The organism is Pseudomonas sp. LAP_36, assembly GCF_019456785.1.
In the GTDB taxonomy this organism is placed as follows: Bacteria; Pseudomonadota; Gammaproteobacteria; order Pseudomonadales; family Pseudomonadaceae; genus Aquipseudomonas; species Aquipseudomonas tritici.
The window spans coordinates 55,898-80,744 of record NZ_JAHZMS010000013.1 but is presented as its reverse complement, the minus strand read 5'-3'; the positions used below and the strand labels follow the sequence as shown (position 1 = coordinate 80,744).

The window sequence follows — 24,847 nt, the reverse complement described above, 5'->3', positions numbered from 1 at the left end:
ACATGTCGAAGAAGTCACGCTCCAAACTCTGGTTTCTCGTGCATAGCTGGCTGGCATTGCCCATCTGGTTCTTTGTACTGATCGTCTGCGTCACCGGCACCCTGGCGGTGGTCAGCCAGGAGATCGTCTGGCTGGCCAACCCGGATATCCGTGCGAGCAAGCCGTCCGACGATGCCGAGCCACTGAGTTACGACCAGGTGATCGCCGCGATCAAACGCGATGAACCTCAGGTATTCGTCCAGTCGATCAGCCGCCCTGATGAATCGCATTTCGCCCTCAGCGTCGACCTCAGCTACCCCGACGGGCGCTCCGTGGAGGTTTACGTCAACCCGTACACCGGAGCGATCCAGGGCATCAGCCCGTCCTTCAACTTCCAGCAATTCACACGCGCCCTGCACGGCTGGTGGCTGGTGCCGTTTACCAATGGCTACAGCTGGGGCTGGTATTTGGTGTCGGCGCTCGGCATCCCGCTGCTGGCGTCGCTGGTCACCGGACTGGTGGTGTACAAGAAGTTCTGGAAGGGTTTCCTGCGCCCGACCCTGCGTGTGCGCCATGGCGCGCGGATCTTCTGGGGTGATTTCCACCGCTTGAGCGGTATCTGGTCAATCTGGTTTATCGCAGTGATTTCTATCACCGGCATCTGGTTCTTGATCCGGGCGATCCTGGGCGACAACCAGATTTCGATTTCCACCGAACCCGTCATCCCAGTGATTGCCCGGGAGAAAGTGCCGATGTCGGCACCCGGCGTGCCAGCGCCGATGATCCCGGTAGACGAGGCGATCAAGATCGCCACCCAGCGTATTCCTGGCCTGGAGCCGAGTTTCATCAGCCTGCCGCTCAATGCCTACAGCCACCTGCAGATTGGCGGGCGAGGCTGGTACCCACTGATGTTCCAGACCGCGCAAATCAACCCGTATGACGGCGAAGTCGCTGCGGCGCACTTGCTGTCCGACCGTTCAAAGCTGGAGTTCGTGACCGAATCCATGCGCCCGCTGCACACCGGCGACTTTGGCGGGCTGTGGATCAAACTGATCTGGGCATTCTTCGGCCTGGTCATGAGCATGATGGTGTTGAGCGGCCTGCTGATCTGGACCAAGCGCACCGCTTTGGCCACCCTCAATGCGCTCAAGCGCGAAGCCAAGACCCAGCGCAAGCCTGTTTCCATTCCGGCCAGGCAGGCTGAAACCTCGGAGGCTCGATCATGAGCAAGGTCGCTACCGCAAAGCCTTCGCCGCTGCGGGCCTTCTGGCTGAAATGGCGCTTCCACATCAATGTGCTGTTGTTGCTTGTGCCGCTGGGCTTCATGCCCAAGTACTTCGCCGATGCAGCGCTGTTTCGCGGCGACACTGGCATCGGCGAGCGTGTGGCCGGTGAAGTGCAGGTCGGGCCCTGGAGCCTGACCCTCGCCGAATTCCGTAATGAAGGACCGCGCCCAGACCCGGCCGGCCCGATGAAGTTTTTCAACGCTGCCCTGTGCGCCACCTGCGCCGACCAGGTCAAGGCCACCTACCTGCGTATCGGTAAGCCACGCAGCCTGCGGGCCGCTGGGGTGATCTTCTTCGGTACGCCGTACCGCATGGGCGCTGCCCTGCCGATCCCGGAACGCACACCAGCCGACGCCGAACTGTGGGTCACCATGGAAGGCTGGGACGGCGCTATGCACCAAGGTTCCATCCCGTTGAGCCAGGCCTCGCCTGCCACCATTGCCTGGCTGAACAAGCAAGGAGTTAAACCATGACTTTGATGCGCCTGACCCGCGCCTGTGCCGTCCTGTTGGCTTGCGCCGGTTTCAGTACCGTCGCCCTGGCCCACAACCCGATGTGCGAGTGCAAGGAAATTCCCGGCGAGCAGATCCAATGCAAAGGCGGTTTCTCTGACGGTAGCGGCGCGCCCGGCGTGACCCTGGACGTGATCGGCTATGACGAAACCATCCTGGTGCCCGGCAAGCTTGGCGAAGACTCGACCCTGACCTTCAAGAAGCCGTCCGCCGAGTTCTATGTGCTGTTTGATGCAGGCCCGGGCCACGTGGTGGAAATCGACCAAGCGGATATCCAGCCGCAATGAGTACCACACAGGTTGTACGCCCCGCCGGGGCCGGTCACGAAACCCTCTACGTGCTGCTGTTGTGCCTGATCATCCTTGCGGTGGCCGGCACGGTGGTGGCCTTGCACGGTGAAACCCAGGAAGTCGCGGCCGTGCCCAGCCACCAGTTGGACGCCCGTCGCGACCTGAGCGCCGCCGAGCAAGGCATCTACGCCGACCTGCGGGTGACCCTGGATGAGATCCAGCTGTTGCAGCAGGAGCAAAGTGCACTGCCCACCCCGGCGCAACTGGCCGAAGAGGGCTTCGCGCCGTTTGCCCAGGACGCCAGCTCGGTCAGCCGTGGCGATCATCGCTGGCAGTTGCTGGAACCCTCGGCCTACCTGGGCTTGAGCCAAGTGCCCGGCACCAGCGGCTCGCTGCTCATGCGCGTGCACGGTGCCGAACCGGATATCTGGCTCAATCGCCAAGCCAACCTCGCCGCCCCTTCCGACCTCACTGACCAGGCGCTGATCGCAGCCGGCTGGCAGCAGGTGGTCGCGCAATTCGATGCCGGCGTCACCCGCCAGCACCGTCACTGAACGAGAAGACCGATTGCCCATGTCTATTTCATCTCCCCTGTTGCGTCTGTTGCTGGTTGGTCTGCTCAGCCTGATGCTCGCTCCCCTGGCCAATGCACTCTCCAACCCAGAGCCGGCTAAACGCCTGCGTATCGGCATCACGCTTCACCCTTATTACAGCTACGTGGCCAATATCGTCGGCGACAAGGCCGAGGTGGTGCCGCTGATTCCGGCCGGCTTCAACCCGCATGCCTACGAGCCCCGCGCCGAGGACATCAAGCGCATCGGCACCCTGGACGTGATCGTGCTCAACGGCGTCGGCCATGATGATTTCGCCGATCGCATGATCGCCACCAGCGAGCGCCCGGACATTCCGGTGATCGAAGCCAACGCCAATGTGCCGCTGCTGGCCGCCACCGGCAATGCCGCGCGCGGTGCGGGCAAGGTGGTCAACCCGCACACCTTCCTGTCGATCAGCGCATCGATTGCCCAGGTCAACAACATTGCCCGCGAACTGGGCAAGCTCGACCCGGACAACGCCAAGACCTACACCCAGAACGCCCGCGCCTACGGCAAGCGCCTGCGCCAGATGCGCGCCGATGCCCTGGCCAAGCTGACCAGCGCGCCCAACCCGGACCTGCGCGTGGCCACCGTGCACGCGGCCTACGACTACCTGCTGCGCGAATTCGGCCTGGAAGTCACCGCCGTGGTCGAACCGGCCCACGGCATTGAGCCAAGCCCCAGCCAGCTGAAGAAAACTATTGATGAACTACGCGCACTGGACGTGAAGGTAATCTTCTCGGAGATGGACTTCCCGTCCACCTACGTCGACACCATCCAGCGTGAGTCCGGGGTCAAGCTATATCCGCTGTCGCATATTTCCTACGGCGAATACAGCGCTGAAAAGTACGAAGTGGAAATGACCGGCAACCTCAACACCGTGGTCCGCGCAATCCAGGAGTCCGGGTCATGACCGCGGCGCAGCAACTGAATGCGCTCAGCGTCGGCCCGACGCTGGCGTTCGACAAGGTGTCGCTGACCCTGGGTCGTACCGTGATCCTTGATGACGTGAGCTTCCAGGTACAACCGGGCAGCATCCACGCGCTGGTCGGCCCCAACGGCGGTGGCAAAAGCTCGCTGATCAAGACCTTGCTGGGGCAAACGCCGCATCAGGGGCGGTTGAGCCTGCACTGGCCGACCACTCCCGGCACCATCGGATATGTGCCCCAGGCCCTGGAGTTCGACCGCGGATTGCCGATGACCGTTGATGATTTCATGGCCGCCATGTGCCAGCGGCGCCCTGCGTTTCTTGGCCTGTCCAAACATTACGCCGGCGCGATAGGTGATGCGCTCGAGCGCGTTGGCATGCAGGACAAACGCAAGCGGCGCATGGGCGCCCTGTCCGGCGGTGAACGCCAGCGCGTGTTGTTGGCCCAGGGATTGATCCCGGCGCCGCAACTGCTGGTGCTGGATGAACCGATGTCGGCGCTCGACGAAGCCGGAATCCAAGTGTTCGAACGCCTGCTGAGTGACTGGCGCCTGGCAGGGATCACCGTGCTGTGGATCGAGCATGACCTGGAAGCCGTGGGCCGCCTGGCCGACCGCGTCACCGGCCTGAACCGCCGCGTGCTGTTCGACGCCACGCCGAAAGAGGCGCTGACCCCGGATCGCCTGCTGACCCTGTTCTCCACCCACCCTCGGAGCCCGGCGCAATGAGTTATGAAGCCTTTCGCTTGATGGTCCAGGGCTGGGCCTCTTCCGGTTATCTGCCGGAGGCGCTGGCCTATGGGTTTGTGGTCAACGCGCTGCTCGCCGGTCTGCTGATCGGCCCGGTGCTGGGTGGTTTGGGCACGCTGGTGGTGGTCAAGCGCTTCGCGTTTTTCTCCGAAGCGGTCGGCCATGCCGCGCTGACCGGCGTGGCCGTGGGTATTCTGCTGGGCGAACCCTACACCGGGCCCTATGGCAGCCTGTTCGGCTACTGCCTGCTGTTCGGCATCCTGCTCAACTACCTGCGCAACCGCACCGGCCTGGCGCCGGATACCTTGATCGGTGTGTTCCTGTCGGTGTCACTGGCATTGGGCGCGAGCCTGTTGCTGATCCTCGCCGGCAAGATCAACGTGCATATTCTGGAGAACGTGCTGTTTGGCTCGGTGCTGACGGTCAATGGCAATGACCTGCTGGTGCTGGCGATTGTCGGCTCGTTGGTGATGGCCCTGGCCTTGCCGCTGTACAACCGCATCATGCTGGCCAGCTTTAACCCGCAACTGGCGGCAGTGCGCGGGGTGGCGGTGAAGACCCTGGATTACTTATTTGTGATTCTGGTGACACTGATCACCGTCGCGGCGGTCAAGGTCATCGGCGCGATCCTGGTAGGCGCGCTGTTGGTGATTCCGGCCGCAGCGGCGCGCCTGCTGAGCCAGTCGCTCAAGGGGTTCTTCTGGGTCTCGGTGGTGATTGCCACCGTCAGCACACTGTGCGGGATCCTGCTGCCGATCATCTTCGACCTGCCGATCCCATCCGGCGCCGCGATCATTCTGGTTGCCGGTATCGCCTTCGCCCTGGCCGCCATCGCGCGCGGTACAGTGCCCAGCCTCAAAGGGAATCTTGGATAATGCGCCCTGTCTTTCGTCCATTGGCCCTGGCCATCGCTTGTTTGATCAGCACTTCGGCACTGGCTGTCGATGGTGCAGAACCCAAGACCCTCAAAATCCATCCCGGCCTGGGTCACGCCGCACTGAGCAAGGCCAAGTCCGTAAAACCGGTGAAGGTCCTGGCCTCGCTGCCGATCACCTACGGCCTGGCCGAGGTGCTGCTCAAAGGCACCGATGTGCAGTTGGAGCGCGCCGCCCCGGCCAACCTGCCCGGTTCGCGGCAGGTGTCCTACTTCACCGGTCGTGGCGCGCCGGCATTGAGCGCGTTGGCGCTGGACGCCGACGCCACTATTGGCCTGCGCTCGCTGTGGGCCGACGACCCGCTGTACCCGGTGGCGCGACGCAGCAATATCCGCATCGTCGAAGTCGACGCCGCACGCCCGGTGGACGGCGGCTTGCCGGGCATCGCCGTGCAGCCGGGCGTCACCGATGGCTTGAACAGCCAGCCATGGCAGTCGAGTAACAATATGGGACGCATGGCCGATGTATTGGCCGCGGACCTGAGCCGCCTGAGCCCCGACGCCAAGCCGAAGATCGACGCCAACCTTGCCGCCCTCAAGCAGCGCCTGCTCAAACTGAGCGCCGCCAGCGAAGCGCGGCTGGCCAAGGCGGATAATCTCAGCGTGGTCAGCCTGAGCGACCACTTCGCGTATCTGGTCAGCAGTTTGAACCTGGAAGTGCTCAGCACCGATGCACGGCCTGACGCGGATTGGACGCCTGAGGCTTTGCAGAAACTTAGCGCAGAGTTGAAGGACAACGATGTGGCGGTGGTGCTGCATCATCGTCAGCCGAGTGAAGCGGTGAAGGCCGCTGTGACGGCGGGGGAAGCGAAATTGTTGGTACTGAATGTCGACGGTGCGGAGCCGGTGACGGAGTTGGAGACCAATGTGGATCAGGTGATCAAGGCACTCACGCCATAGGTGAGCGATCCATCATGTCGAGCTTGGTTCAAATGTGGGAGCTGGCTTGCCTGCGATGCAGGCGCCTCGGTACACCAGACAGGTCAAGTTGATGCTATCGCAGCTCCCACACTTAGATCGCTGTGCGTCAGTTGAATCAGTCCCCGCCTGAATGTCACACCACATCCACGCCGACATGGATGGCATCATGCCGCCAGAACTCCAGGTCGCAATCGATCAGCCTCTGGTGCTGGTCATAATTGACCCGGGCTATCCGCAAGCCCGGGCTGCCCACCGACACACGCAACGCAGCGGCAGCCTCTACCGGCAATGACGTCGGCACAATCTCGAAACGCACCCGCCCATAGTGCAAGTCGTACTTGCGCGCATACAGCTCGGTCATCGACTGGTTCAGGTCGCAGTCCAGAATGCCCGGAAAATACTGCGGGTTCAGGTAGTGCTCCACATACAACACCAAACGCCCATCAATCCGCCGGCCCCGGCAGATCTGGATCACGCGGGACAACGCCGGCAACTGCAACCACGCACACACCGCCGCCGACGCCGGTTGCAGCCGTGCAGAGATCACTTCAGTGGAAGCCACCCGCCCCTGGTCACCGACCATGGCGTGAAAGTGGCTGCGCTGCATCAGGTTGTAGGCCAGCCGTGGCGGCGAGACAAACCAGCCGCGACGTTCCTCGCGATAGATCTGCCCTTGGGCCTCCAGTTGTAACAAGGCTTCCCGCACGGTAATCCGAGTGGTACCAAACAACTCGCTGAGCTTGCGTTCGGCGGGCAGTTTGCTTGCAGGCGGCAGCAGGCCGTGGTCGATCTGCTCTTGCAGCGCCAGGCCGATGGATGTCACCGCCTTGATTGCCTCATCACGCATCAACGTTACCTATCTGGACTAGACCAGCACCGATCAGGTGCACAAACCGCTCCGTAATTGGGCTTGCGCTGCTGCGTGCCAGCCTAGGCATTACAGATGACCGACAGATGACAGTCCGCGTCGATCCCGCACAGCACACCCTGCAATACATCGGCCAAGTCCAACCGCAGCGGGCACTTGGGCATGGTCTACGCTAAGCCTGCGCGCTGCGACATCGGCGCTTTGAAAACGACATCGACATGAAACTGTCATCCATCGCGTCTAGATTGGCTCAGGTATTGCTCTGACCTAGACCAACAACACCGTAGAAAAAACCGCCGCGTTGAAAACGCCCAAAGGAGCTTCGGATGAAACAGCTTTTCCTGGCATCACTGTTAGGCTCGACCATTGCCATGTGCACCGTCGCCATGGCCGCTGATACCGATCTAAAAACTCTGGAAGCCGCCGCGAAAGCGGAAGGCGCCGTCAACAGCGTCGGCATGCCCGATGACTGGGCCAACTGGAAAGGCACCTGGGAAGACCTGGCCAAGACCTACGGCCTCAAGCACATCGACACCGACATGAGCTCGGCCCAGGAAATCGCCAAGTTCAAAGCCGAAAAAGACAACGCCAGTGCCGATATCGGCGACGTGGGCGCAGCCTTCGGCCCGATTGCGGTGAAGCAGGAAGTCACCCAGCCGTACAAACCGTCGACCTGGGCCCAGATTCCGGATTGGGCGAAAGATAAAGACGGTCACTGGGCATTGGCCTACACCGGCACCATCGCGTTTATCGTCAACAAAAAGCTGCTGCACGGTTCCGAGGTGCCTACCAGCTGGGCTGACCTGCAGACCGGCAAATACAAGGTCTCCGTCGGTGACGTGAGCACCGCGGCCCAAGCCTCCAACGCCGTACTCGCCGCCGCCATTGCCAACAAAGGCGACGAGAAGAACATCGCGCCAGGCCTGCAATTCTTCACCAAGATTGCCCAGCAAGGTCGTCTCGGCCTCTCTAACCCGACCATTGCCACCATGGAAAAAGGCGAAGTCGAAGTGGGTATCGTCTGGGACTTCAACGGCCTGAGCTATAAGGCCAAGATGGCCAACCCGGATGACTATGTAGTGCTGATCCCATCGGACGGTTCGGTTAAATCCGGCTACACCACCATCATCAACAAATACGCCAAGCACCCGAACGCCGCCAAGCTGACTCGCGAATACATCTTCAGCGATGCCGGCCAGCTCAACCTGGCGAAAGGCAACGCACGTCCGATCCGCGCTGAAACCGACCTGAAACTGCCGGCCGATATCGCCAAGAACCTGATCCCGGGCGAGCAGTACACCAAGGCCAACCCGCAGCCGATCAAGGATGCCGATGCCTGGGAGGCGACTTCCAAGAAGCTGCCTCAGTTGTGGAACGAGCAGGTCATCGTAGAGATGAAGTAATCAGGCTCCCGGCCTGAAATGCAGTCAGTGTGGGAGCTGGCGTGCCTGCGATAGCGGTCTGACATTCAACCTCTGTGTCGACTGATGCACCGCCATCGCAGGCAAGCCAGCTCCCACAATTTGACCCGTTTGTGTCAGAGAAATTGAGTCAAGCCTACTGTTGCGGAGCGCCAGCCCCCATGAAGCACAATGTCATCCTTGTGGTGCTCGACGGCCTGAACTTCGAGGTTGCCCGGCACGCCATGGGGCACTTGCAGGCCTATGTCGGCGCAGGACGCGCAGCCCTCTACAAGCTGGAATGTGAACTGCCCGCCCTGTCCCGCCCGCTGTATGAATGCATCCTCACCGGCGTGCCTCCGATCCAGAGCGGTATCGTCCACAACAACGTCTCGCGCCTGTCCAACCAGCGCAGCATTTTTCATTACGCCACCGACGCCGGCCTTACCACTGCGGCGGCGGCCTACCACTGGGTCAGCGAGTTGTATAACCGCACGCCCTTTATCGCCGCCCGCGACCGTCATACCGACGACAAGGCGCTGGCGATACAACACGGGCATTTCTACTGGAATGACCATTACCCGGATTCCCACTTGTTCGCCGACGCCGAAAGCCTGCGCCTCAAACACACGCCGAATTTTTTGGTGGTTCATCCGATGAACATCGACGACGCCGGCCACAAGCACGGCCTCGACACCGCGCAATACCGCAACAGCGCACGCTCGGCCGACATCATCCTGGCTGATTACCTGCAAGCCTGGCTCGACGCTGGCTACCAGGTCCTGGTGACCGCCGACCACGGCATGAACAACGACCGCTCCCATAACGGCCTGTTGCCCGAAGAACGCGAAGTACCACTGTTTGTGCTCGGCGATGCGTTCAGCCTGGACACCACTGCCACGCCGAAACAAACCGACCTCTGCGGCACCGTCTGCGAACTGCTCGGCGTGCCCCACGACAAACCTGTATGCCGGGAGCTGTTGAAATGACCCGTGGCAAATGGCTGGCACTGCTGTGCCTGGTGCCTTTCGCACTGTTCTTTATCGTGTTCGAGATTGCCCCGCTCGTCTGGGTACTGATCAACAGCCTGCAGACTGAAGAAGCCGGCTGGGGCCTGGAAAACTTCGTACGCATCTTCAGCTCGAAGTTCTACCTGCAAGCCATTCAGTTCAGCCTGGAGATCAGCGTCTACTCCAGCATCTTCGGCATCATCATCGCCACGCTGGGCAGCTACTCGTTGCGCCGGGTGGATTCGCCGCTGCGCAATTTCGTCACCGCCTTCGCCAACATGACCAGCAACTTCGCCGGCGTGCCACTGGCGTTCGCGTTCATCATCCTGCTGGGCTTCAACGGCAGCATCACCATCATGCTCAAGCAGGCGGGGATCATTCAGGACTTCAACCTGTATTCCAAAACCGGGTTGATCATCCTCTATACCTACTTCCAGATTCCGCTCGGCGTGTTGCTGCTGTACCCGGCCTTCGACGCGCTGCGCGAAGACTGGCGTGAGTCGGCCGCCTTGCTCGGCGCGAATGGCTGGCAGTTCTGGCGGCATATCGGCCTGCCGGTGCTCACCCCTGCCCTGCTCGGTACGTTCGTGATTCTGCTGGCGAATGCCTTGGGCGCCTACGCCACGGTTTACGCATTGACTACCGGCAACTTCAACGTGCTGCCGATCCGCATCGCGGGCCTGGTGTCCGGCGATGTGTCCCTCGACCCGAACATGGCCAGCGCCCTGGCCGTGGTGCTGGTGGCGCTGATGACCGTGGTCACCGTGGTCCATCAACTGCTGCTCAAGAGGAGCTACCATGTCTCGCGCTGAAGCCGGCCCGGCCTCCCTCTACCATCGGGTAGTGGTGTGGTTGTTATTTGCGATCCTGGTGTTGCCGCTGGTGGGCACCTTTGTCTACTCCATTGCCAGCAGTTGGTCGGCAACCATTCTGCCCGCCGGTTTTACCGTGAAATGGTACGTGCAGCTGTGGAGCGACCCGCGCTTCTTGATGGCCTTCGGGCAATCGCTGCTGGTGTGCGTGGGGGCGCTGATACTGTCGGTGGTGTTGATTCTGCCGCTGCTGTTCGTGGTGCATTACCACTTCCCCAAGCTGGATGCGCTGATGAACATCCTCATCCTGCTGCCCTTTGCGGTGCCGCCGGTGGTGTCGTCGGTGGGCTTGCTGCAACTTTATGGCTCCGGGCCGCTGGCCATGGTCGGTACGCCGTGGATCCTGATCGGCTGCTACTTCACCGTAGCCCTGCCGTTCATGTACCGGGCGATCACCAACAACTTGCAAGCCATCAACCTGCGCGACCTGATGGACGCTTCACAATTACTCGGCGCCAGCACCTGGCAGGCCGCGATCTTTGTGGTGCTGCCGAATTTGCGCAAAGGCCTGATGGTCGCGCTGTTGCTGTCGTTTTCGTTCCTGTTCGGTGAGTTCGTGTTTGCCAACATCCTGGTGGGCACCCGCTACGAAACCCTGCAGGTGTACCTGAACAATATGCGCAACAGCAGCGGCCACTTCACCAGTGCCGTTGTGATTTCCTATTTCTTCTTTGTGCTGGTGCTGACCTGGGCCGCCAACATCTTGAACAAGGACAAAAGCCAATGAGCTTCGTCAGCGTCCAACACCTGCAAAAAAGCTACGCCGGCACCCCGGTGTTCAGTGATATCAACTGCGAGATCGCCAAGGGTGAGTTCGTCACCCTGCTCGGCCCGTCAGGTTGCGGCAAGTCCACCCTACTGCGCTGCATCGCCGGGCTGACCTCGGTGGACAGTGGGAAAATTCTGCTGGATGGGCAGGACATCGTCCCGCTGAGCCCGCAGAAACGAAACATCGGCATGGTGTTCCAGAGCTATGCGTTGTTCCCCAACATGACCGTGGAACAAAACGTCGCCTTCGGCCTGCGCATGCAAAAGGTCAACGCCGACGACAGCCACAAGCGCGTGCAGGAAGTGCTGCAACTGGTGGAACTCAAGGACCTCGCCGGCCGCTATCCGCACCAGATGTCCGGCGGCCAGTGCCAGCGCGTGGCGCTCGCGCGTTCCCTGGTTACCCGCCCGCGCCTGCTGCTGCTGGATGAGCCGCTGTCGGCGCTGGACGCACGGATTCGCAAGCACCTGCGCGAACAGATCCGCCAGATCCAGCGCGAGCTGGGGTTGACCACCATCTTCGTGACCCATGACCAGGAAGAAGCCCTGACCATGTCCGACCGCATCTTCCTGATGAACCAGGGCAAGATCGTGCAGAGCGGCGATGCCGAAACCCTCTACACAGCCCCCGTCGACGTGTTCGCCGCAGGTTTCATCGGCAACTACAACCTGCTGGACGCCGACAAGGCTGCGCAACTGCTGCAACGCCCTTTCAATAGCCGCATCGCGATTCGCCCGGAGGCCATCGAACTCAGCCGCACCGGCGAGCTGGATGCCCTGGTGCGCAGCCATAGCCTGTTGGGCAACGTGATTCGCTACCGCATCGAAGCACGAGGTGTGGAATTGGTGGTGGACGTACTCAACCGCTCGGCCGACGATCTGCACCCTGACGGGCAACGCCTGGCACTTACCATCGACCCAAGCGCCCTGTGTGAAGTAGCCTGATGCAACGTTTTATTGAGAGAGCATGACCGATGGCATTGGTAATTTTTGATCTGGACGACACGTTGATCCATGGCGACTGCGCCACCCTGTGGAGCGAACAGATGGGCCGCCTGGGCTGGGTCGACCCTGAGTCGTTCATGCGCAAGAACAATGAACTGATGGACGCCTACAGCCAGGGCAAGTTGTTGATGGAAGACTTCATGGACTTCAGCCTGGAGCCGATGATCGGCCGCACGCCGGAGGAAATCGAGCATCTGGTCGAGCCATGGGTCGAGGACGTGATCGAACCGTTGATCTACAGCGACGCCACCAAGACCATCGCCCGCCACCGTGCGAACGGCGACCGGATTCTGGTGATCTCCGCATCGGGCACGCATCTGGTCACGCCGATTGCGGCGCGGATCGGCATTGATCAAGTGCTGGGCATCAACCTTGAAGTCAGCCATGGCGTGTACAGCGGGCGGACGGTGGGTGTGCTGACGTATCGCGAAGGCAAGATCACGCGGTTGATGGAGTGGCTTGAGCAGGAAGGCGAATCGCTGGAAGGCGCGTACTTCTATTCGGACTCGCGCAATGATTTGCCGTTGCTGCTGAAGGTGGATCATCCGCAGGTGGTGAATCCGGATCCGGTGTTGCGCGAGCATGCCGAAAGGGCTGGCTGGCCGATCCATCACTGGGTCTGAAACCGACTTCAATGCGATCAAATGTGGGAGCGGGCTTGCTCGCGAATGCGGTGTCTCTGTGAAGAATGTTTCATCTGACACACCGCATTCGCGAGCAAGCCCGCTCCCACAGTTTGAATTTGATTCCAATTCGAGATTGAAATCAGGCCAGGCTCTCGTCAATCACCACCACCAACTTCCCGGAAATCTGATTGGTCGCCAACTCGGCAAACGCCGCCTCGGCATCCCCGATCGGGAAGGTCTTGGCCAGTTGCGGGCTCAGCCGCCCTTCAACAAACAACGGCCAAACATGCTGGCTCAAATCACTGAGCAGGTCCGCCTTGAACTGATCACTGCGGCTTCGCAGGGTCGAGCCCAACAGTTGAATACGCTTGCCGAGCACCTGCGCCAAGTCCAACTGCGCGTCGCGCCCGCCCATCAAACCGATCAACACCCAGCGCCCATCCAGGGCCAGCAGCTTGAGGTCCAGCGCCGCATAGTTGCCGCCCACCGGGTCGAGAATCACATCGAACGGCCCGAAATCCCGTAGCCCTTCGATCCCGTCGGTCCGTACCACGCCGCCCTGGGCGCCGAGTTCCTCACAATAGGCCAGGCGCTCCGCCGAGCCGACACTGACCCAGCACGGGCTGCCAAATGCCTTGCACAACTGGATCGCCGCGGAACCCACGCCGCTGGCGCCTGCGTGCAACAGCACTTTTTCACCGGGTTTGAGGCTCGCCAGTTGGAACAGATTGAGCCACGCCGTGCTGTACACCTCAGGCAACGCGGCCGCTTCGATCAGCGACAGGCCTTCCGGTACCGGCAATACGTGGCGTGCATCCACCACCACTTCTTCGGCCATGCCGCCACCGGCGAGCAACGCGCAGACGCGGTCGCCGACTTGCCAGGATGAACCCGCCCCCACTTCGCTGATCACCCCGGAACACTCCAGGCCCAGCACGTGGCTGGCGCCCGGCGGGGGTGGATAAAGCCCCGCACGCTGTAATAAATCGGCGCGATTGAGGCCCGCTGCCGCCACACGAATGCGAACTTGCCCTACATCGCAGGTAGGACTGGGTTCTTCCAACCACTCCACATGACCGTCAACGCCTTGCAATGCTTTCACAGTGCCTCCATAGTGAGTCTGGACTGAGCCCGTAGCTGTATCGCCGGGCTTTTTGCATTATGCGACCGGACCATATGGAACCGGCTCCCTCAAAGACGGCCTAATATGCGTTATCAATTGCCCCCGCGTCGAATCAGCATGAAGCATTTGTTCCCCAGCACCGCCCTCGCTCTTTTCATTGGTCTCGGCTTCGCGTCGATGTCGACCAATACGTTCGCAGCCAACAGCTGGGACAACCTTCAGCCGGATCGCGATGAGGTGATTGCCAGCCTTAACGTCGTCGAGTTGCTCAAGCGTCATCACTACAGCAAGCCGCCTCTGGACGACGCTCGCTCGGTGATCATCTATGACAGCTACCTCAAGCTGCTGGATCCGTCGCGCAGCTACTTCCTGGCCAGCGATATCGCTGAGTTCGACAAGTGGAAGACGCAGTTCGACGACCTCCTCAAGAGCGGCGACCTGCAGCCTGGCTTCACCATCTATAAGCGTTACCTGGACCGCGTCAAAGCGCGTCTGGACTTCGCCCTGGGTGAGTTGAACAAAGGCGTCGACAAGCTCGACTTCACCCAGAAGGAAACCCTTCTGGTGGACCGCAAGGACGCCCCTTGGCTGACCAGCACCGCCGCGCTTGACGACCTCTGGCGCAAACGCGTCAAGGACGAAGTGCTGCGTTTGAAGATCGCTGGCAAAGAACCCAAGGCGATTCAAGAACTGTTGACCAAGCGCTACAAGAATCAATTGGCGCGTCTGGACCAGACCCGTGCCGAAGATATCTTCCAGGCCTACATCAACACGTTCGCGATGTCCTACGACCCGCACACCAATTATCTGTCGCCAGATAACGCGGAAAATTTCGATATCAATATGAGTCTGTCGCTGGAAGGCATCGGTGCCGTCCTGCAAAGCGACAATGACCAGGTCAAGATCGTGCGTCTGGTGCCGGCAGGTCCGGCAGACAAGACCAAGCAGGTCGCCCCGGCTGACAAGATCATCGGTGTGGCTCAGGCTGACAAAGAGATGGTCGATGTGGTCGGCTGGCGCCTCGACGAAGTGGTCAAGCTGATCCGTGGGCCGAAAGGCAGCGTGGTGCGCCTGGAAGTGATTCCGCACACCAATGCACCAAACGACCAGACCAGCAAGATCGTGTCGATCACCCGTGAAGCGGTGAAGCTCGAAGACCAGGCCGTGCAGAAGAAAGTCCTCAACCTCAAGCAGGATGGCAAGGACTACAAGCTGGGCGTAATTGAAATCCCGGCCTTCTACCTGGACTTCAAGGCCTTCCGTGCTGGCGATCCGGACTACAAGTCCACCACCCGCGACGTTAAGAAAATCCTGACAGAGCTGCAGAAGGAAAAAGTCGACGGCGTGGTCATCGACCTGCGCAACAACGGCGGCGGCTCCCTGCAGGAAGCCACCGAGCTGACCAGCCTGTTTATCGACAAGGGCCCGACCGTGTTGGTACGCAACGCTGACGGCCGCGTCGACGTGCTCGAAGACGAGAACCCAGGCGCGTTCTACAAAGGCCCGATGGCGCTGCTGGTCAACCGCCTCTCGGCGTCGGCCTCGGAGATTTTCGCCGGTGCCATGCAGGACTATCACCGAGCCTTGATCGTCGGTGGCCAGACCTTCGGCAAAGGCACCGTGCAGACCATCCAGCCGCTGAACCATGGCGAACTGAAGCTCACGCTGGCCAAGTTCTACCGGGTTTCCGGGCAGAGCACCCAGCATCAGGGCGTACTGCCGGACATCGATTTCCCGTCGATCATCGACACCAAGGAAATCGGCGAAAGCGCCCTGCCGGAAGCCATGCCGTGGGACACCATCCGCCCCGCGATCAAGCCGGCGTCGGATCCGTTCAAGCCGTTCCTGGCGCAGTTGAAGGCTGACCACGACACCCGCTCCGCCAAGGATGCCGAGTTCGTGTTTATCCGCGACAAGCTGGCCCTGGCCAAGAAGCTGATGGAAGAAAAAACCGTCAGCCTGAACGAAGTGGACCGTCGCGCGCAGCACTCCGACATCGAGAACAAGCAGCTTGTACTGGAAAACATCCGCCGCAAGGCCAAGGGTGAAGATCCACTCAAGGAGCTGAAGAAAGAAGACGAAGATGCGCTGCCAGCCGAGGCTGACAAAACCAAGCCGGAAGATGACGCCTACCTGGCCGAGACTGGCAGGATCCTGCTGGACTACCTGAAGATCACCAAGCAGGTGGCCAAACAGTAAACGATGGCGATTTAATGTGATCGCTCCTCGGAGTGTCATCATATAGACATCATTCTGTCGTGAAATGAAGGACCGCAGGTTTCCAGCCTGCGGTCCTTTTTTTTCGATTGAGATCGCCATGACCATGACCGAACAGCTGAATGCACTGGGCTCTATCCTGGCTCAAGGCGGTGTGCACAGCCTGTTCCAACCGATCATCAGCCTGTCCGAACGGCGCATCCTCGGCTACGAAGCCCTCAGTCGCGGCCCGTCCAACAGCCCGCTGCACTCCCCCGTCGCCCTCTTCTCGATCGCCAGCCAGGCCGGGCGCCTCAGCGAACTGGAGATCGCCTGCCGCGAAAGTGCGTGCCGGCGCTTCAGCGAGCAGAAGTTACCGGGCAAGCTGTTCCTCAACGTCTCGCCACAATCGCTGATGGAAACCGCGCACCAACCGGGACGCACCTTGCAACTGCTGCATGACTTCGGCATCCCACCGAGCCAAGTGGTGATCGAACTCACAGAGCAAACCCCCACCAACGATATCGACCTGTTGCAAACCGCCTTGCACCACTACCGCAACATGGGTTTCTCGATTGCCCTGGATGACTTGGGCGCTGGGTATTCCAGCCTGCGGCTGTGGTCGGAGTTGCGCCCGGATTACGTGAAGATCGACCGGCACTTCATCGACGGCATTCATCAGGATGCGCTCAAGCGTGAGTTTGTCGGTTCCATCCTGCAAATCGCCAGGGCTTCGCGCGCCCAGGTGATCGCCGAAGGCATCGAGCTGCCCGAGGAGCTGGCGGTGTTGACGGAGATGGGCGTCGACTTGGTCCAAGGCTACCTGCTCTGCCGCCCGCAGGAACAACCGCCGCAGGAAGCGCGGCTGATGCTACCCAAGCCCGACAGTGCCAACGTGGCACTGAACGATGAAGCCAGTGACCTCAGCGCCTTGCTCAGTGAACAGCCCGCGGTAGACCAAGACACCGCCACCGCCCAAGTGCTCGAAGCGTTTCGCCGTCAGGCCAACCTCAATTCCCTGGCCGTACTGGATGGGCGCGGGCACCCGATCGGCATCGTCCACCGGCATTCGCTGTCGGATGCGTTGCTCAAGCCGTTCGCCACCGACCTGTTTGCGCGCAAGCCCATCAGCCGCTTGATGAGTACCGACTTTCTGGCGGTGGAGCTGAGCCAGTCCCTGCAACAGGTCAGTCGCTTGCTCACCAGCCGCGCACGGCAACGCATCGAAGAAGATTTCATTATTACGCTCAATGGCGACTACCTGGGCTTGGGCCGAGTGATCGATGTACTCAAGCTGATCACCGAGCTGAAAATCCAGCAAGCGCGCTACGCCAACCCACTCACCCTATTACCGGGCAACGTGCCGATCCAGCAATGCCTCACGCGGTTGCTGCAACAACAGCGCGAGTCGGTGATCTGCTACGTGGATATCGACAGCTTCAAGCCGTTCAACGATATCTACGGCTACGGGCGCGGGGATGAGGTGTTGTTGTGCCTGGCGCAGTGCTTGAACGACCGCGTAGACCCTAGCCGCGACTTTGTCGGGCACATCGGTGGCGATGACTTTTTGTTGGTGCTGGGCCCGCAGGACTGGCGCAAGCGGCTTAATCAACTGCTGGATGACTTCCACACCCAATGCCGGCGCTTCTACCGCGCCGAACACCTCGACGCCGGCTGTTTCGTGGCACTGAACCGCCAGGGCGTGCGTCAGGAATTTGCGCTGCTGTCTCTGTCCATCGGTGTCGTGCATTTATATCCACAGGCCTGTGGACAACTCGATGCCAGTCAGTTGGCGGAGCTGGCGTCGCAAGCCAAGCATCACGCCAAGAATGTCGCCGGCTACAGCATCCATGTGATCGACAGCATGGACACCTTGTCCCCCGCGCTCTAGGCCTCGGCAGACTCCGGGTACTCGTATTCGAATACCCGCACCACTTCCGAGGCGTGCCAGGAAGCCGCAGCCACACCGTCGGATGGGCCGCTGAATCGCCCCAGGCGCTCCACACATTCAAAGAAACCGGTACGCGGCAGGCGGCTGGCGCCCTGGCTGATCACCAATGAGCTGCGCAACGGCTGCTCGGCCTTGGCGTCCAGCGCGGCCAGGTGTTCCAGGGCAGCGGCCAGGGTTTGCATGGCCGGCGTGGGGAACTGTAAGCGCTCCAGCAACGCGCGGTAAGTCAGCAGATGGCGCTGGCGGCGCGCCTGGTCCAGTTCATTGAGTAACCCATCCCAGTGTTGACGACTGATACGTAGGCTCACGATTCATCCCTCCAACCTGCAACGCCCAATTCCCAGGCCAGGCTGCGGCGGATCGCGGCATCCGGCTGGCGCTCACCACTTTCGATCAATCCAAGATACGAGGGGCTGATACCCACGGTGCGGGCCAGGGTCTCGATCGCCAGGCCCTTGGCTTCGCGCAGGCCACGCAGGTCTGCGAGCAGGCGCAGATCCTGCTCGGGAGCAGCTTGGGCAGTAGAAGAAGGAGGTGGCGAAGGTTGTTGCTGACCGGCAGCTTTTAGCAGCGCCTGGTACTGATCCCATGGCAACACCGCGTATTCGGGTTCGCCATTCCGTGAAATTATCTGAATATCCATGACTGCCCCGTAGGATAACAACACTTACTGAGTAAGCACTTTCCTTAGGAGTGTAATCCTAACAGCCACAAAGGTCGCAGGGGGATATGCCGCGTCATCCGTTTTTTTGCGGGTTTTCCTTGGCCAACAGGGCTGGCGTCGCGGGCAGACGCTCAACCACGGCGAGCTTTTCCGGACGCTGAGCGTCACGCCAGGCGCGAAAAGCGCTCAGTTCGCCGTCCAGGGTCTTCATGACCCATGCCAGCACGGCGATGTCGTCGAGCATGCCGAACATGGGAATAAAGTCCGGGATCGCGTCAATCGGGCTGAGGAAATACATCAGCCCTGCCACAACTGAAATCAGCGCCTTGGGACTGATTGCGCGGTACTCGCCACGCCAGTAGGCCAGGCACAGGGACTGTAGCAACTTGAAGTCATCCTTGAGCTTACCCAGGCGATTGCCCTGGCTGGAGCCTTTAGCGGCGACAGCGAACAGCAGCGTCGGTAAACGCCCACGCCCCAGCAGGCGTGCGGCCATGGGCAGGAAACGAGTGAAATTGAAGGGTGGTTTCATCTGTCACTCCAGTTCCAGGCAACATAAAAGGTTATCCACACAAATTGTGGATAACCTTGTGAACAGAGCCTGTTTTATCGGCTGAAAGCCACGATATACAAGGCTTGCAGTCAGATCGGGCGTTTTTTGCGCACATTAAAAAAACCCAAGATTTCATTGACTTGGTGTTGCTGTGCGGCTAGCCATACTCGGGTTTTATATCAGACTGTTGCCAGGTGTGGACGTTCGTTTGGATTTGCACAGCCTGTGGACATCGGCCCGTAGTGAGCGGGCTTGCCCCGCGCTGGGTGGCGAAGCCGCCCAAACCCCAGGCACCTCAGTTCTGACTGGAGAACTCAGTGCCTGATACGGGGCGGCTTCGCCACCCAGCACGGGGCAAGCCCGCTCACTACAAGATCATGTAGATGCTGCGCCCGGAAACAACAACGCCCCGTCGAGACGGGGCGTTGTGTGTTCAGGCGCCTATTACTTCTTGGCGGCTGGTGCAGCAGGGGCTTCAGCCTTGGCTGGGTCCTTGATGGCCAGCAGTTCCAGGTCGAATACCAGCACGGAGTTGGCTGGAATCGCCGGGCTCGGGCTCTGGGCGCCGTAAGCCAGGTCGGACGGGATGTACAGCTCGACCTTCTCGCCAACGTGCATCAGTTGCAGGCCTTCGACCCAACCTGGGATCACGCCGCTGACCGGCAGGTCAATCGGGCTACCGCGATCCACGGAGCTGTCAAAGGTGGTGCCGTTGGTGAGCTTGCCGGTGTAGTGCACAGTCACCACGTCAGTCGGCTTAGGCTGGGCGCCATCGGCTTTCTTGATGATCTTGTACTGCAGACCGGAAGCGGTGGTGACGACGCCATCTTTCTTGGCGTTGTCTTCGAGGAATTTCTTGCCGGCGGTTGCCGACTCTTCGCTCATCTTGGTCATGCGTTCTTCAGCACGCTTTTGCAGTGCTGCAAACGCTTCAACCAGTTCGTCGTCCTTGAGCTTCTGCTCTTTTTTGCCGACGGCATCTTCGATGCCTTGGGCTACTGCTTTGGAATCCAGGTCATCCATGCCTTCCTGGGCAAGGCTCTTGCCCATGTTCAGGCCGATGCCGTAGGAAGCTTTCTGCGCCGGGGTTTTCAGCTCTACGCTGGTCTGCGAATCACAACCCGCAAGTACCAGGCTAACCAGGGCCACCGCCGCCGCCAACCGATGCTGTTTCATGCTATTTCCTTGTTCATGCGCCAAAAGGGCATTCGAATAAAGTCGCGAGCTTATCAGGCGGCCACGACCAATGGCTACCGGCATGTGAGCAGGAAACTTCTGATAAGTTCACGTGTTTAAAAGCATTTTCATTCATGATGGGGCCCCGCGAAGGATCGTGGGACCGCCTACTACCAAGCTCATGGCCACTTGCCGCACTTGTGGCGTAGTGGCATAACAACACGACTCTTCGACAAGACCGAGACAAGGATAGCCATCTTGCGCATTTTTTCCCGTGTATTACTGCTGATATTCACCCTTCTGGTCCTATTACTGGCCGTGGTGCTCTATTACACCGTCAACCCCAAGCTGCCGGAATACGTGCCCGTGGAGCAGGTGCACTATCAGGACCAATGGAGTGCCGCCGACCGCCAGACTTATTACTTCACGCCCCAGGGCACTCAAGTAAAAGGCCTGCACTACGACTGGTTCACCGCCCTGGAACTGCCGTTTTCCGAGCGACGTTTTGCCACGCCGGATTACCTGGCGCGCTTCGGTTTCCTGGTCGATCCCAAACAGGTGCCCACCGCGCAAAACCCCGGCAATCTGCCGGTAGGTTTCGCCCGACACAAGAACGCCGGCAGCAACGTCGAGTACCTGGATATCACCTGTGCCGCCTGCCACACCGGCGAGTTGCACTTCAAAAACCAGGCGCTGCGTGTCGACGGCGGTTCCGCCCAGCACGTGTTGCCTTCCAGCGTGCCAACCTTGCGCGGCGGCAGTTTCGGTCAGGCCCTGGTCGCCAGCCTTGCGGCTACCTACTACAACCCATGGAAGTTCGAGCGCTTCGCCCGCCAAGTGCTGGGCGATCGCTATGACGCTGAGCACAAACAACTGCGCGAGGACTTCAAGCAGTCCCTGAACAAGTTTCTCAAAGTGGCCTGGAACGACACTCACCGTGGTCTCTACCCCACCGAAGAAGGCCCCGGCCGCACGGACGCCTTTGGCCGTATCGCCAACGCCAGCTTTGGCGACGCGATTTCCCCGGACAATTATCGCGTTGCCAACGCCCCGGTGGACTACCCGCAATTGTGGGATATCTGGACCTTCGACTGGGTGCAATGGAACGGCTCGGCCCAGCAACCCATGGCGCGCAATATCGGTGAAGCCCTGGGCGTAGGCGCGACGCTGGGCTTTTTCGACGCCGCCGGCCAGCCGCTCCAGGGCGATGCGCGCTACCCGTCCAGCGTCCGCGTGCGCGACCTCAACCTGATCGAAGAAACCCTGCAACGCCTCAAGCCACCGACCTGGCCCGAGGACCTGTTCGGCGCCGTCGACAAACCCCTCGCTGCTCAAGGCCGCACACTGTTCGCCGAGAACTGCGCCGGCTGCCATGTGCCCAGCGTCACCCAGGAAAACGGGCGCCCGGTGCAGCAGCTTAAAATGCTGCCCGTGGACTACATCGGTACCGACCCCGGCACCGCCAGCAACATTGCCGACCAACGCTACGACCTCAGCGCCCTGCAGTGGGACCCCGCGGAACTGGCCACGCTCAACGTCGAACTGCACCCCACGCCGACCGAGCCACTGGACCTGAAAAAAATGTCCGTGGCCAAGGGGCTGGCTTACGTCACTGCCTTCGTCGAAGAGCATGCTTACCGCGCCGCCGGCGTGACCCCGGCCGAGCGCCCGCGCCTGGACGGTTACGGCCTGCCCATCGGCGTACGCGAGTTGCGCGCCTACAAGGCGCGGCCACTGGCTGGCGTCTGGGCGACGCCGCCGTTCCTGCATAACGGTTCGGTGCCGACGATCTACCAGTTGCTCTCGCCCCAGGACGAGCGCAGCACCACATTCTATAAAGGCACTTTCGACTACGACCCGCGCCATCTCGGCTTTGAAACCGGTGCGTTCAAGAATGCCTTTGTGTTCGATACCAAAATCACCGGCAACCACAACAGCGGCCACGAGTTTCGTGCCGGCAGTCGTGGCAATGGCGTGATCGGCCGTGGCCTGCTACCGCAGGAACGCTGGGCGCTGCTGGAATACCTCAAAGTGCTGGGCGGCCCGCTGGAGCAACAACTGCCATGATGATTCGATCCCCCTACGACCGACCTTCCCTGCTCGGCCGCCTCTGGCTGCGCATCGGCGCATTTCTCGGCAAAACCTTGCTGTGGCTGGTGGGCCTCGGCCTGCTCGGTTGGCTGGCGGCGACTGCCTGGTACGCCTGGCAACACAGCGGCCCGATGTCACCGGATGAGCAAATCCCAGCGGGCGAAGCGGCGATGACCCAAGGCATCATCCAGACGGCGGTGCGCATCGTCGACCAGCACCGCGAGGGCACGCGCTACCTGCGTGATGCTCACGCCAAGGCCCACGGTTGCGTGAAAGCCGAAGTCAGTGTGCTCGCCGATCTCGACCCGGCGTTGCGACAGGGCGTGTTCGCCGAACCGGGCAAGACCTGGCAGGCGATGATGCGGTTGTCCAATGGCAACGCTTACCCGCAGTTCGACAGCATCCGTGATGCCCGCGGCATGGCGCTCAAGTTACTGGATGTGCCGGGCAAGCAGCTGCTGGCCGACCAGCAGACCCGCACGGAACAAGACTTCGTGATGTTCAGCCACCCGAACTTCTTTGTCAGCGATGTGGCGGAGTACGCGCAGAACATCGGCGCGCAGGCGGACGGCAAGAAGGTGCTGGCGTTCTTCCCCAAGGCCGACCCGCGCAGCTGGCAAGTGCGTCACTTGTTCATCGCCCTGGCGACCCTCGCACCCGCACCGGCCAGCCCGACGCAGACTACGTACTTTTCAGTTTCACCCTACAAGTTCGGCACGGCCAACGCCAAATTCCGCGTCGCGCCCGACCCGCAAAACTGCCCGAAATATCAACTGCCGAAACAAAACCAGGACCTGCCGAATTTCCTGCGCGGCGCCTTGAGCCAGCAGTTGTCCACCGACCGCGTGCCTGCGTGTTTCGTGCTGCAGATCCAGCGCCAGAACCCGCAGAAATTCATGCCGATCGAAGACACCAGCATCGAATGGAAAGAAAGCGACGCGCCGTATGAAACCGTGGCGAAGGTGCATATCCCGGCGCAGGATTTCGATACGCCCGAGCAGAACCTGGCGTGCGACAACCAATCCTTCAACCCCTGGTTTGGCGTAGCGGAGCACCGCCCCATCGGCGGTATCAACCGTTTGCGCAAAGCCGTGTATGAAGCGGTCAGCGATTACCGCCACAGCCGCAACGCGCCATAAAGAATGCGTAACAATGGACCCGACGGCGTAAGGATTGCGTCGGGTCTATTGAGCCATTTCCACCCCGCCTCTACCGTGAGTACCTACCCCATCACCCGTAGGAAATCACCGTGGAAGGCTCAACCCTCGGCATGATCGTACTCACCCTGATCGCCGTGTTCGGCACCGCGTCTTTTTGCTTCGAACACCTGGCGACGCGCCAGATCAAAAAGAAAAAAACCGGTCAGCACTGACCTTCAGCCAGCGAGCCCAGCCTCTTCGGTACGGGCCCGCAACCACTGACGAAAACTGCGCACCGCCGCGGGTGGATTGCGATGATGCGGCTGCATCAGGTGCAAGCGGCCGCGACTGTGCATGCTGTGGGGCAAGGCCGTTTGCAGGCGCCCGGAGTCGAGGTCGCTTTCCAGCAAGCGCTTCCACCCCAGGGCGACGCCGTGGCCCATCACCGCCGATTGCATCAACAGTTGATAGCTGTTGGTGCGCAAGGCATGGCGCGGCGAGTAGTAATCGGCACCCGCATCCGCAAACCAGTCGGCCCACGTCAGCCAGTCGTGGTGATGGTCTTCCACGATCAGCAAGGTGTGCGCGTGCAACAGATGATGCAGGTCGCGAATCGGGCCGTGGCGCTCAAGGTAACCGGGGCTGCACACGGTGATGACCTGTTCGCTGTCAAACACCGGCGACAGCTCAAGGCCGTGGGGCGCGGCCATTTCATCCAAGTGATAGAACAAACCCAGGTCATATTCGCTGACATCCAGATGGCTGGGGCTTTCGCTGCACAGAACGCGGATATCCAGGTCCGGATGGTCGCGCTGGAACTGCGGCAACAGACCGGCCAGCCAGATAGAGCTGATGGTGGGCGTACTGGCCAGGGTCAACTGGCGATCGGCACCGCGCCTGCGCAACTCGGCGGACTCGCGGTCAAGCTCGCGCAACAGGCGTTGGACAGTACGAAAATAACGCACCCCGGCGGGTGTCAGGCTCAAGCCCTGGGCCAGCCGATAAAACAGCGGGCGGGCCAGGTCTTCTTCGAGGCGTTTGACCTGGCGGCTGACCGCGCTCTGGGTCAAGTTCAATTCATGGGCCGCCTGGGTAAAACTCAAATGGCGGGCCGCCGCTTCGAAGGTCTGCAAGCAATTGAGGGGAGGAAGATCGACGTTTCGGCGCGACATGAGCAAGTCCATTGGCAATGACGGGCCCAGGTTACCCCAGG

General features: G+C 60.8%; 26 protein-coding genes. 19 read left to right on the top strand and 7 right to left on the bottom strand.

What is annotated here, in order from left to right:
• The first annotated feature begins 2 nt into the window (after positions 1-2).
• The 8 genes from JBO08_RS26720 to JBO08_RS26685 are packed head-to-tail and all read left to right on the top strand — an operon-like array spanning position 3 to position 6,171.
• Positions 3-1,205, top strand: a complete 1,203-nt coding sequence (locus JBO08_RS26720; RefSeq protein WP_065882522.1) for a PepSY domain-containing protein — start codon at positions 3-5, stop codon at positions 1,203-1,205.
• Positions 1,202-1,738, top strand: coding sequence for a thiamine pyrophosphate-binding protein (locus tag JBO08_RS26715; RefSeq protein WP_065872603.1), 537 nt, complete (start codon positions 1,202-1,204; stop codon positions 1,736-1,738). The genes JBO08_RS26720 and JBO08_RS26715 overlap by 4 nt, the downstream gene beginning before the upstream one ends.
• The gene (locus tag JBO08_RS26710) at positions 1,735-2,064 is read left to right on the top strand and encodes a hypothetical protein (protein ID WP_065872604.1); all 330 of its coding nucleotides are present in this window, start codon (positions 1,735-1,737) and stop codon (positions 2,062-2,064) included. Before JBO08_RS26715 ends, JBO08_RS26710 begins: the two co-directional genes overlap by 4 nt.
• On the top strand, positions 2,061-2,621 hold the full coding sequence (locus tag JBO08_RS26705; RefSeq protein ID WP_049709154.1) for a DUF6162 family protein: 561 nt from the start codon (positions 2,061-2,063) through the stop codon (positions 2,619-2,621). The genes JBO08_RS26710 and JBO08_RS26705 overlap by 4 nt, the downstream gene beginning before the upstream one ends.
• 19 nt (positions 2,622-2,640) lie before the next feature.
• Positions 2,641-3,573: a metal ABC transporter substrate-binding protein gene (locus tag JBO08_RS26700; RefSeq protein WP_065909842.1), complete on the top strand. Its 933-nt coding sequence runs from the start codon at positions 2,641-2,643 to the stop codon at positions 3,571-3,573.
• On the top strand, positions 3,570-4,316 hold the full coding sequence (locus tag JBO08_RS26695; RefSeq protein ID WP_065882517.1) for a metal ABC transporter ATP-binding protein: 747 nt from the start codon (positions 3,570-3,572) through the stop codon (positions 4,314-4,316). The genes JBO08_RS26700 and JBO08_RS26695 overlap by 4 nt, the downstream gene beginning before the upstream one ends.
• Complete coding sequence (locus JBO08_RS26690) at positions 4,313-5,212, top strand: metal ABC transporter permease (RefSeq protein WP_049709157.1); 900 nt, start codon at positions 4,313-4,315, stop codon at positions 5,210-5,212. The genes JBO08_RS26695 and JBO08_RS26690 overlap by 4 nt, the downstream gene beginning before the upstream one ends.
• A complete protein-coding gene (locus JBO08_RS26685) occupies positions 5,212-6,171 on the top strand; it encodes a metal ABC transporter solute-binding protein, Zn/Mn family (protein ID WP_065872608.1) in 960 nt (319 codons plus the stop codon). Before JBO08_RS26690 ends, JBO08_RS26685 begins: the two co-directional genes overlap by 1 nt.
• Before the next feature lie 154 nt (positions 6,172-6,325).
• Here the strand turns inward: JBO08_RS26685 and JBO08_RS26680 are convergent, their stop codons facing one another.
• The gene (locus tag JBO08_RS26680; RefSeq protein ID WP_065872609.1) at positions 6,326-7,039 is read right to left on the bottom strand and encodes a UTRA domain-containing protein; all 714 of its coding nucleotides are present in this window, start codon (positions 7,037-7,039) and stop codon (positions 6,326-6,328) included.
• 347 nt (positions 7,040-7,386) lie between these two features.
• On the opposite strand from JBO08_RS26680, the gene JBO08_RS26675 reads away from it, so the two are divergent.
• The 6 genes from JBO08_RS26675 (at position 7,387) to JBO08_RS26650 (ending at position 12,738) form a co-directional block, all read left to right on the top strand.
• Entirely contained in the window at positions 7,387-8,463 is a 1,077-nt protein-coding gene (locus JBO08_RS26675; protein WP_065882516.1) for an ABC transporter substrate-binding protein, read from the top strand.
• A gap of 179 nt (positions 8,464-8,642) precedes the next feature.
• Complete coding sequence (locus JBO08_RS26670) at positions 8,643-9,449, top strand: alkaline phosphatase family protein (RefSeq protein WP_065872610.1); 807 nt, start codon at positions 8,643-8,645, stop codon at positions 9,447-9,449.
• Positions 9,446-10,282 carry an ABC transporter permease subunit gene (locus JBO08_RS26665; protein ID WP_065872611.1) on the top strand — a complete coding sequence of 279 codons (837 nt, stop codon included), beginning with the start codon at positions 9,446-9,448 and terminating at the stop codon, positions 10,280-10,282. Before JBO08_RS26670 ends, JBO08_RS26665 begins: the two co-directional genes overlap by 4 nt.
• Positions 10,269-11,069, top strand: a complete 801-nt coding sequence (locus JBO08_RS26660; RefSeq protein WP_049709163.1) for an ABC transporter permease — start codon at positions 10,269-10,271, stop codon at positions 11,067-11,069. The genes JBO08_RS26665 and JBO08_RS26660 overlap by 14 nt, the downstream gene beginning before the upstream one ends.
• Positions 11,066-12,055 carry an ABC transporter ATP-binding protein gene (locus JBO08_RS26655; RefSeq protein WP_065872613.1) on the top strand — a complete coding sequence of 330 codons (990 nt, stop codon included), beginning with the start codon at positions 11,066-11,068 and terminating at the stop codon, positions 12,053-12,055. Before JBO08_RS26660 ends, JBO08_RS26655 begins: the two co-directional genes overlap by 4 nt.
• A gap of 29 nt (positions 12,056-12,084) precedes the next feature.
• Complete coding sequence (locus JBO08_RS26650; protein ID WP_220075223.1) at positions 12,085-12,738, top strand: HAD family phosphatase; 654 nt, start codon at positions 12,085-12,087, stop codon at positions 12,736-12,738.
• Positions 12,739-12,880: 142 nt separating this feature from the next.
• Here JBO08_RS26650 and JBO08_RS26645 read toward each other — a convergent pair whose 3' ends face one another.
• The gene (locus JBO08_RS26645; RefSeq protein ID WP_065882514.1) at positions 12,881-13,843 is read right to left on the bottom strand and encodes a zinc-binding dehydrogenase; all 963 of its coding nucleotides are present in this window, start codon (positions 13,841-13,843) and stop codon (positions 12,881-12,883) included.
• A 138-nt stretch (positions 13,844-13,981) separates the two neighbouring features.
• Here JBO08_RS26645 and JBO08_RS26640 point away from each other — a divergent pair, with 138 nt between their 5' ends.
• Both JBO08_RS26640 and JBO08_RS26635 read left to right on the top strand, forming a co-directional pair.
• A complete protein-coding gene (locus JBO08_RS26640; RefSeq protein WP_220075224.1) occupies positions 13,982-16,063 on the top strand; it encodes a carboxy terminal-processing peptidase in 2,082 nt (693 codons plus the stop codon).
• A 118-nt stretch (positions 16,064-16,181) separates the two neighbouring features.
• The gene (locus JBO08_RS26635; RefSeq protein ID WP_220075225.1) at positions 16,182-17,951 is read left to right on the top strand and encodes a bifunctional diguanylate cyclase/phosphodiesterase; all 1,770 of its coding nucleotides are present in this window, start codon (positions 16,182-16,184) and stop codon (positions 17,949-17,951) included.
• Here JBO08_RS26635 and JBO08_RS26630 read toward each other — a convergent pair.
• The 4 genes from JBO08_RS26630 to JBO08_RS26615 all read right to left on the bottom strand — a co-directional run bounded on the left by JBO08_RS26630 (position 17,948) and on the right by JBO08_RS26615 (position 20,404).
• Entirely contained in the window at positions 17,948-18,319 is a 372-nt protein-coding gene (locus JBO08_RS26630) for a hypothetical protein (RefSeq protein ID WP_005786715.1), read from the bottom strand. The genes JBO08_RS26635 and JBO08_RS26630 overlap by 4 nt on opposite strands.
• Entirely contained in the window at positions 18,316-18,654 is a 339-nt protein-coding gene (locus tag JBO08_RS26625) for a helix-turn-helix transcriptional regulator (RefSeq protein ID WP_065872618.1), read from the bottom strand. Before JBO08_RS26625 ends, JBO08_RS26630 begins: the two co-directional genes overlap by 4 nt.
• Positions 18,655-18,748: 94 nt before the next feature.
• Positions 18,749-19,207 (bottom strand): YkvA family protein, encoded by a 459-nt coding sequence (locus JBO08_RS26620; protein WP_065872619.1) that lies wholly within the window; start codon positions 19,205-19,207, stop codon positions 18,749-18,751.
• Between the two features lie 465 nt (positions 19,208-19,672).
• Positions 19,673-20,404, bottom strand: coding sequence for an FKBP-type peptidyl-prolyl cis-trans isomerase (locus tag JBO08_RS26615; protein WP_049709171.1), 732 nt, complete (start codon positions 20,402-20,404; stop codon positions 19,673-19,675).
• A 258-nt stretch (positions 20,405-20,662) separates the two neighbouring features.
• On the opposite strand from JBO08_RS26615, the gene JBO08_RS26610 reads away from it, so the two are divergent.
• The 3 genes from JBO08_RS26610 (at position 20,663) to JBO08_RS28250 (ending at position 23,867) form a co-directional block, all read left to right on the top strand.
• The gene (locus tag JBO08_RS26610; protein WP_065872620.1) at positions 20,663-22,471 is read left to right on the top strand and encodes a di-heme-cytochrome C peroxidase; all 1,809 of its coding nucleotides are present in this window, start codon (positions 20,663-20,665) and stop codon (positions 22,469-22,471) included.
• Complete coding sequence (locus JBO08_RS26605; RefSeq protein WP_220075226.1) at positions 22,468-23,634, top strand: catalase family protein; 1,167 nt, start codon at positions 22,468-22,470, stop codon at positions 23,632-23,634. The genes JBO08_RS26610 and JBO08_RS26605 overlap by 4 nt, the downstream gene beginning before the upstream one ends.
• Positions 23,635-23,744: 110 nt before the next feature.
• Positions 23,745-23,867, top strand: a complete 123-nt coding sequence (locus JBO08_RS28250; protein WP_256530446.1) for a hypothetical protein — start codon at positions 23,745-23,747, stop codon at positions 23,865-23,867.
• Between the two features lie 3 nt (positions 23,868-23,870).
• Here the strand turns inward: JBO08_RS28250 and JBO08_RS26600 are convergent, their stop codons facing one another.
• A complete protein-coding gene (locus JBO08_RS26600) occupies positions 23,871-24,806 on the bottom strand; it encodes a LysR substrate-binding domain-containing protein (RefSeq protein WP_065872622.1) in 936 nt (311 codons plus the stop codon).
• Positions 24,807-24,847 lie beyond the last annotated feature (41 nt).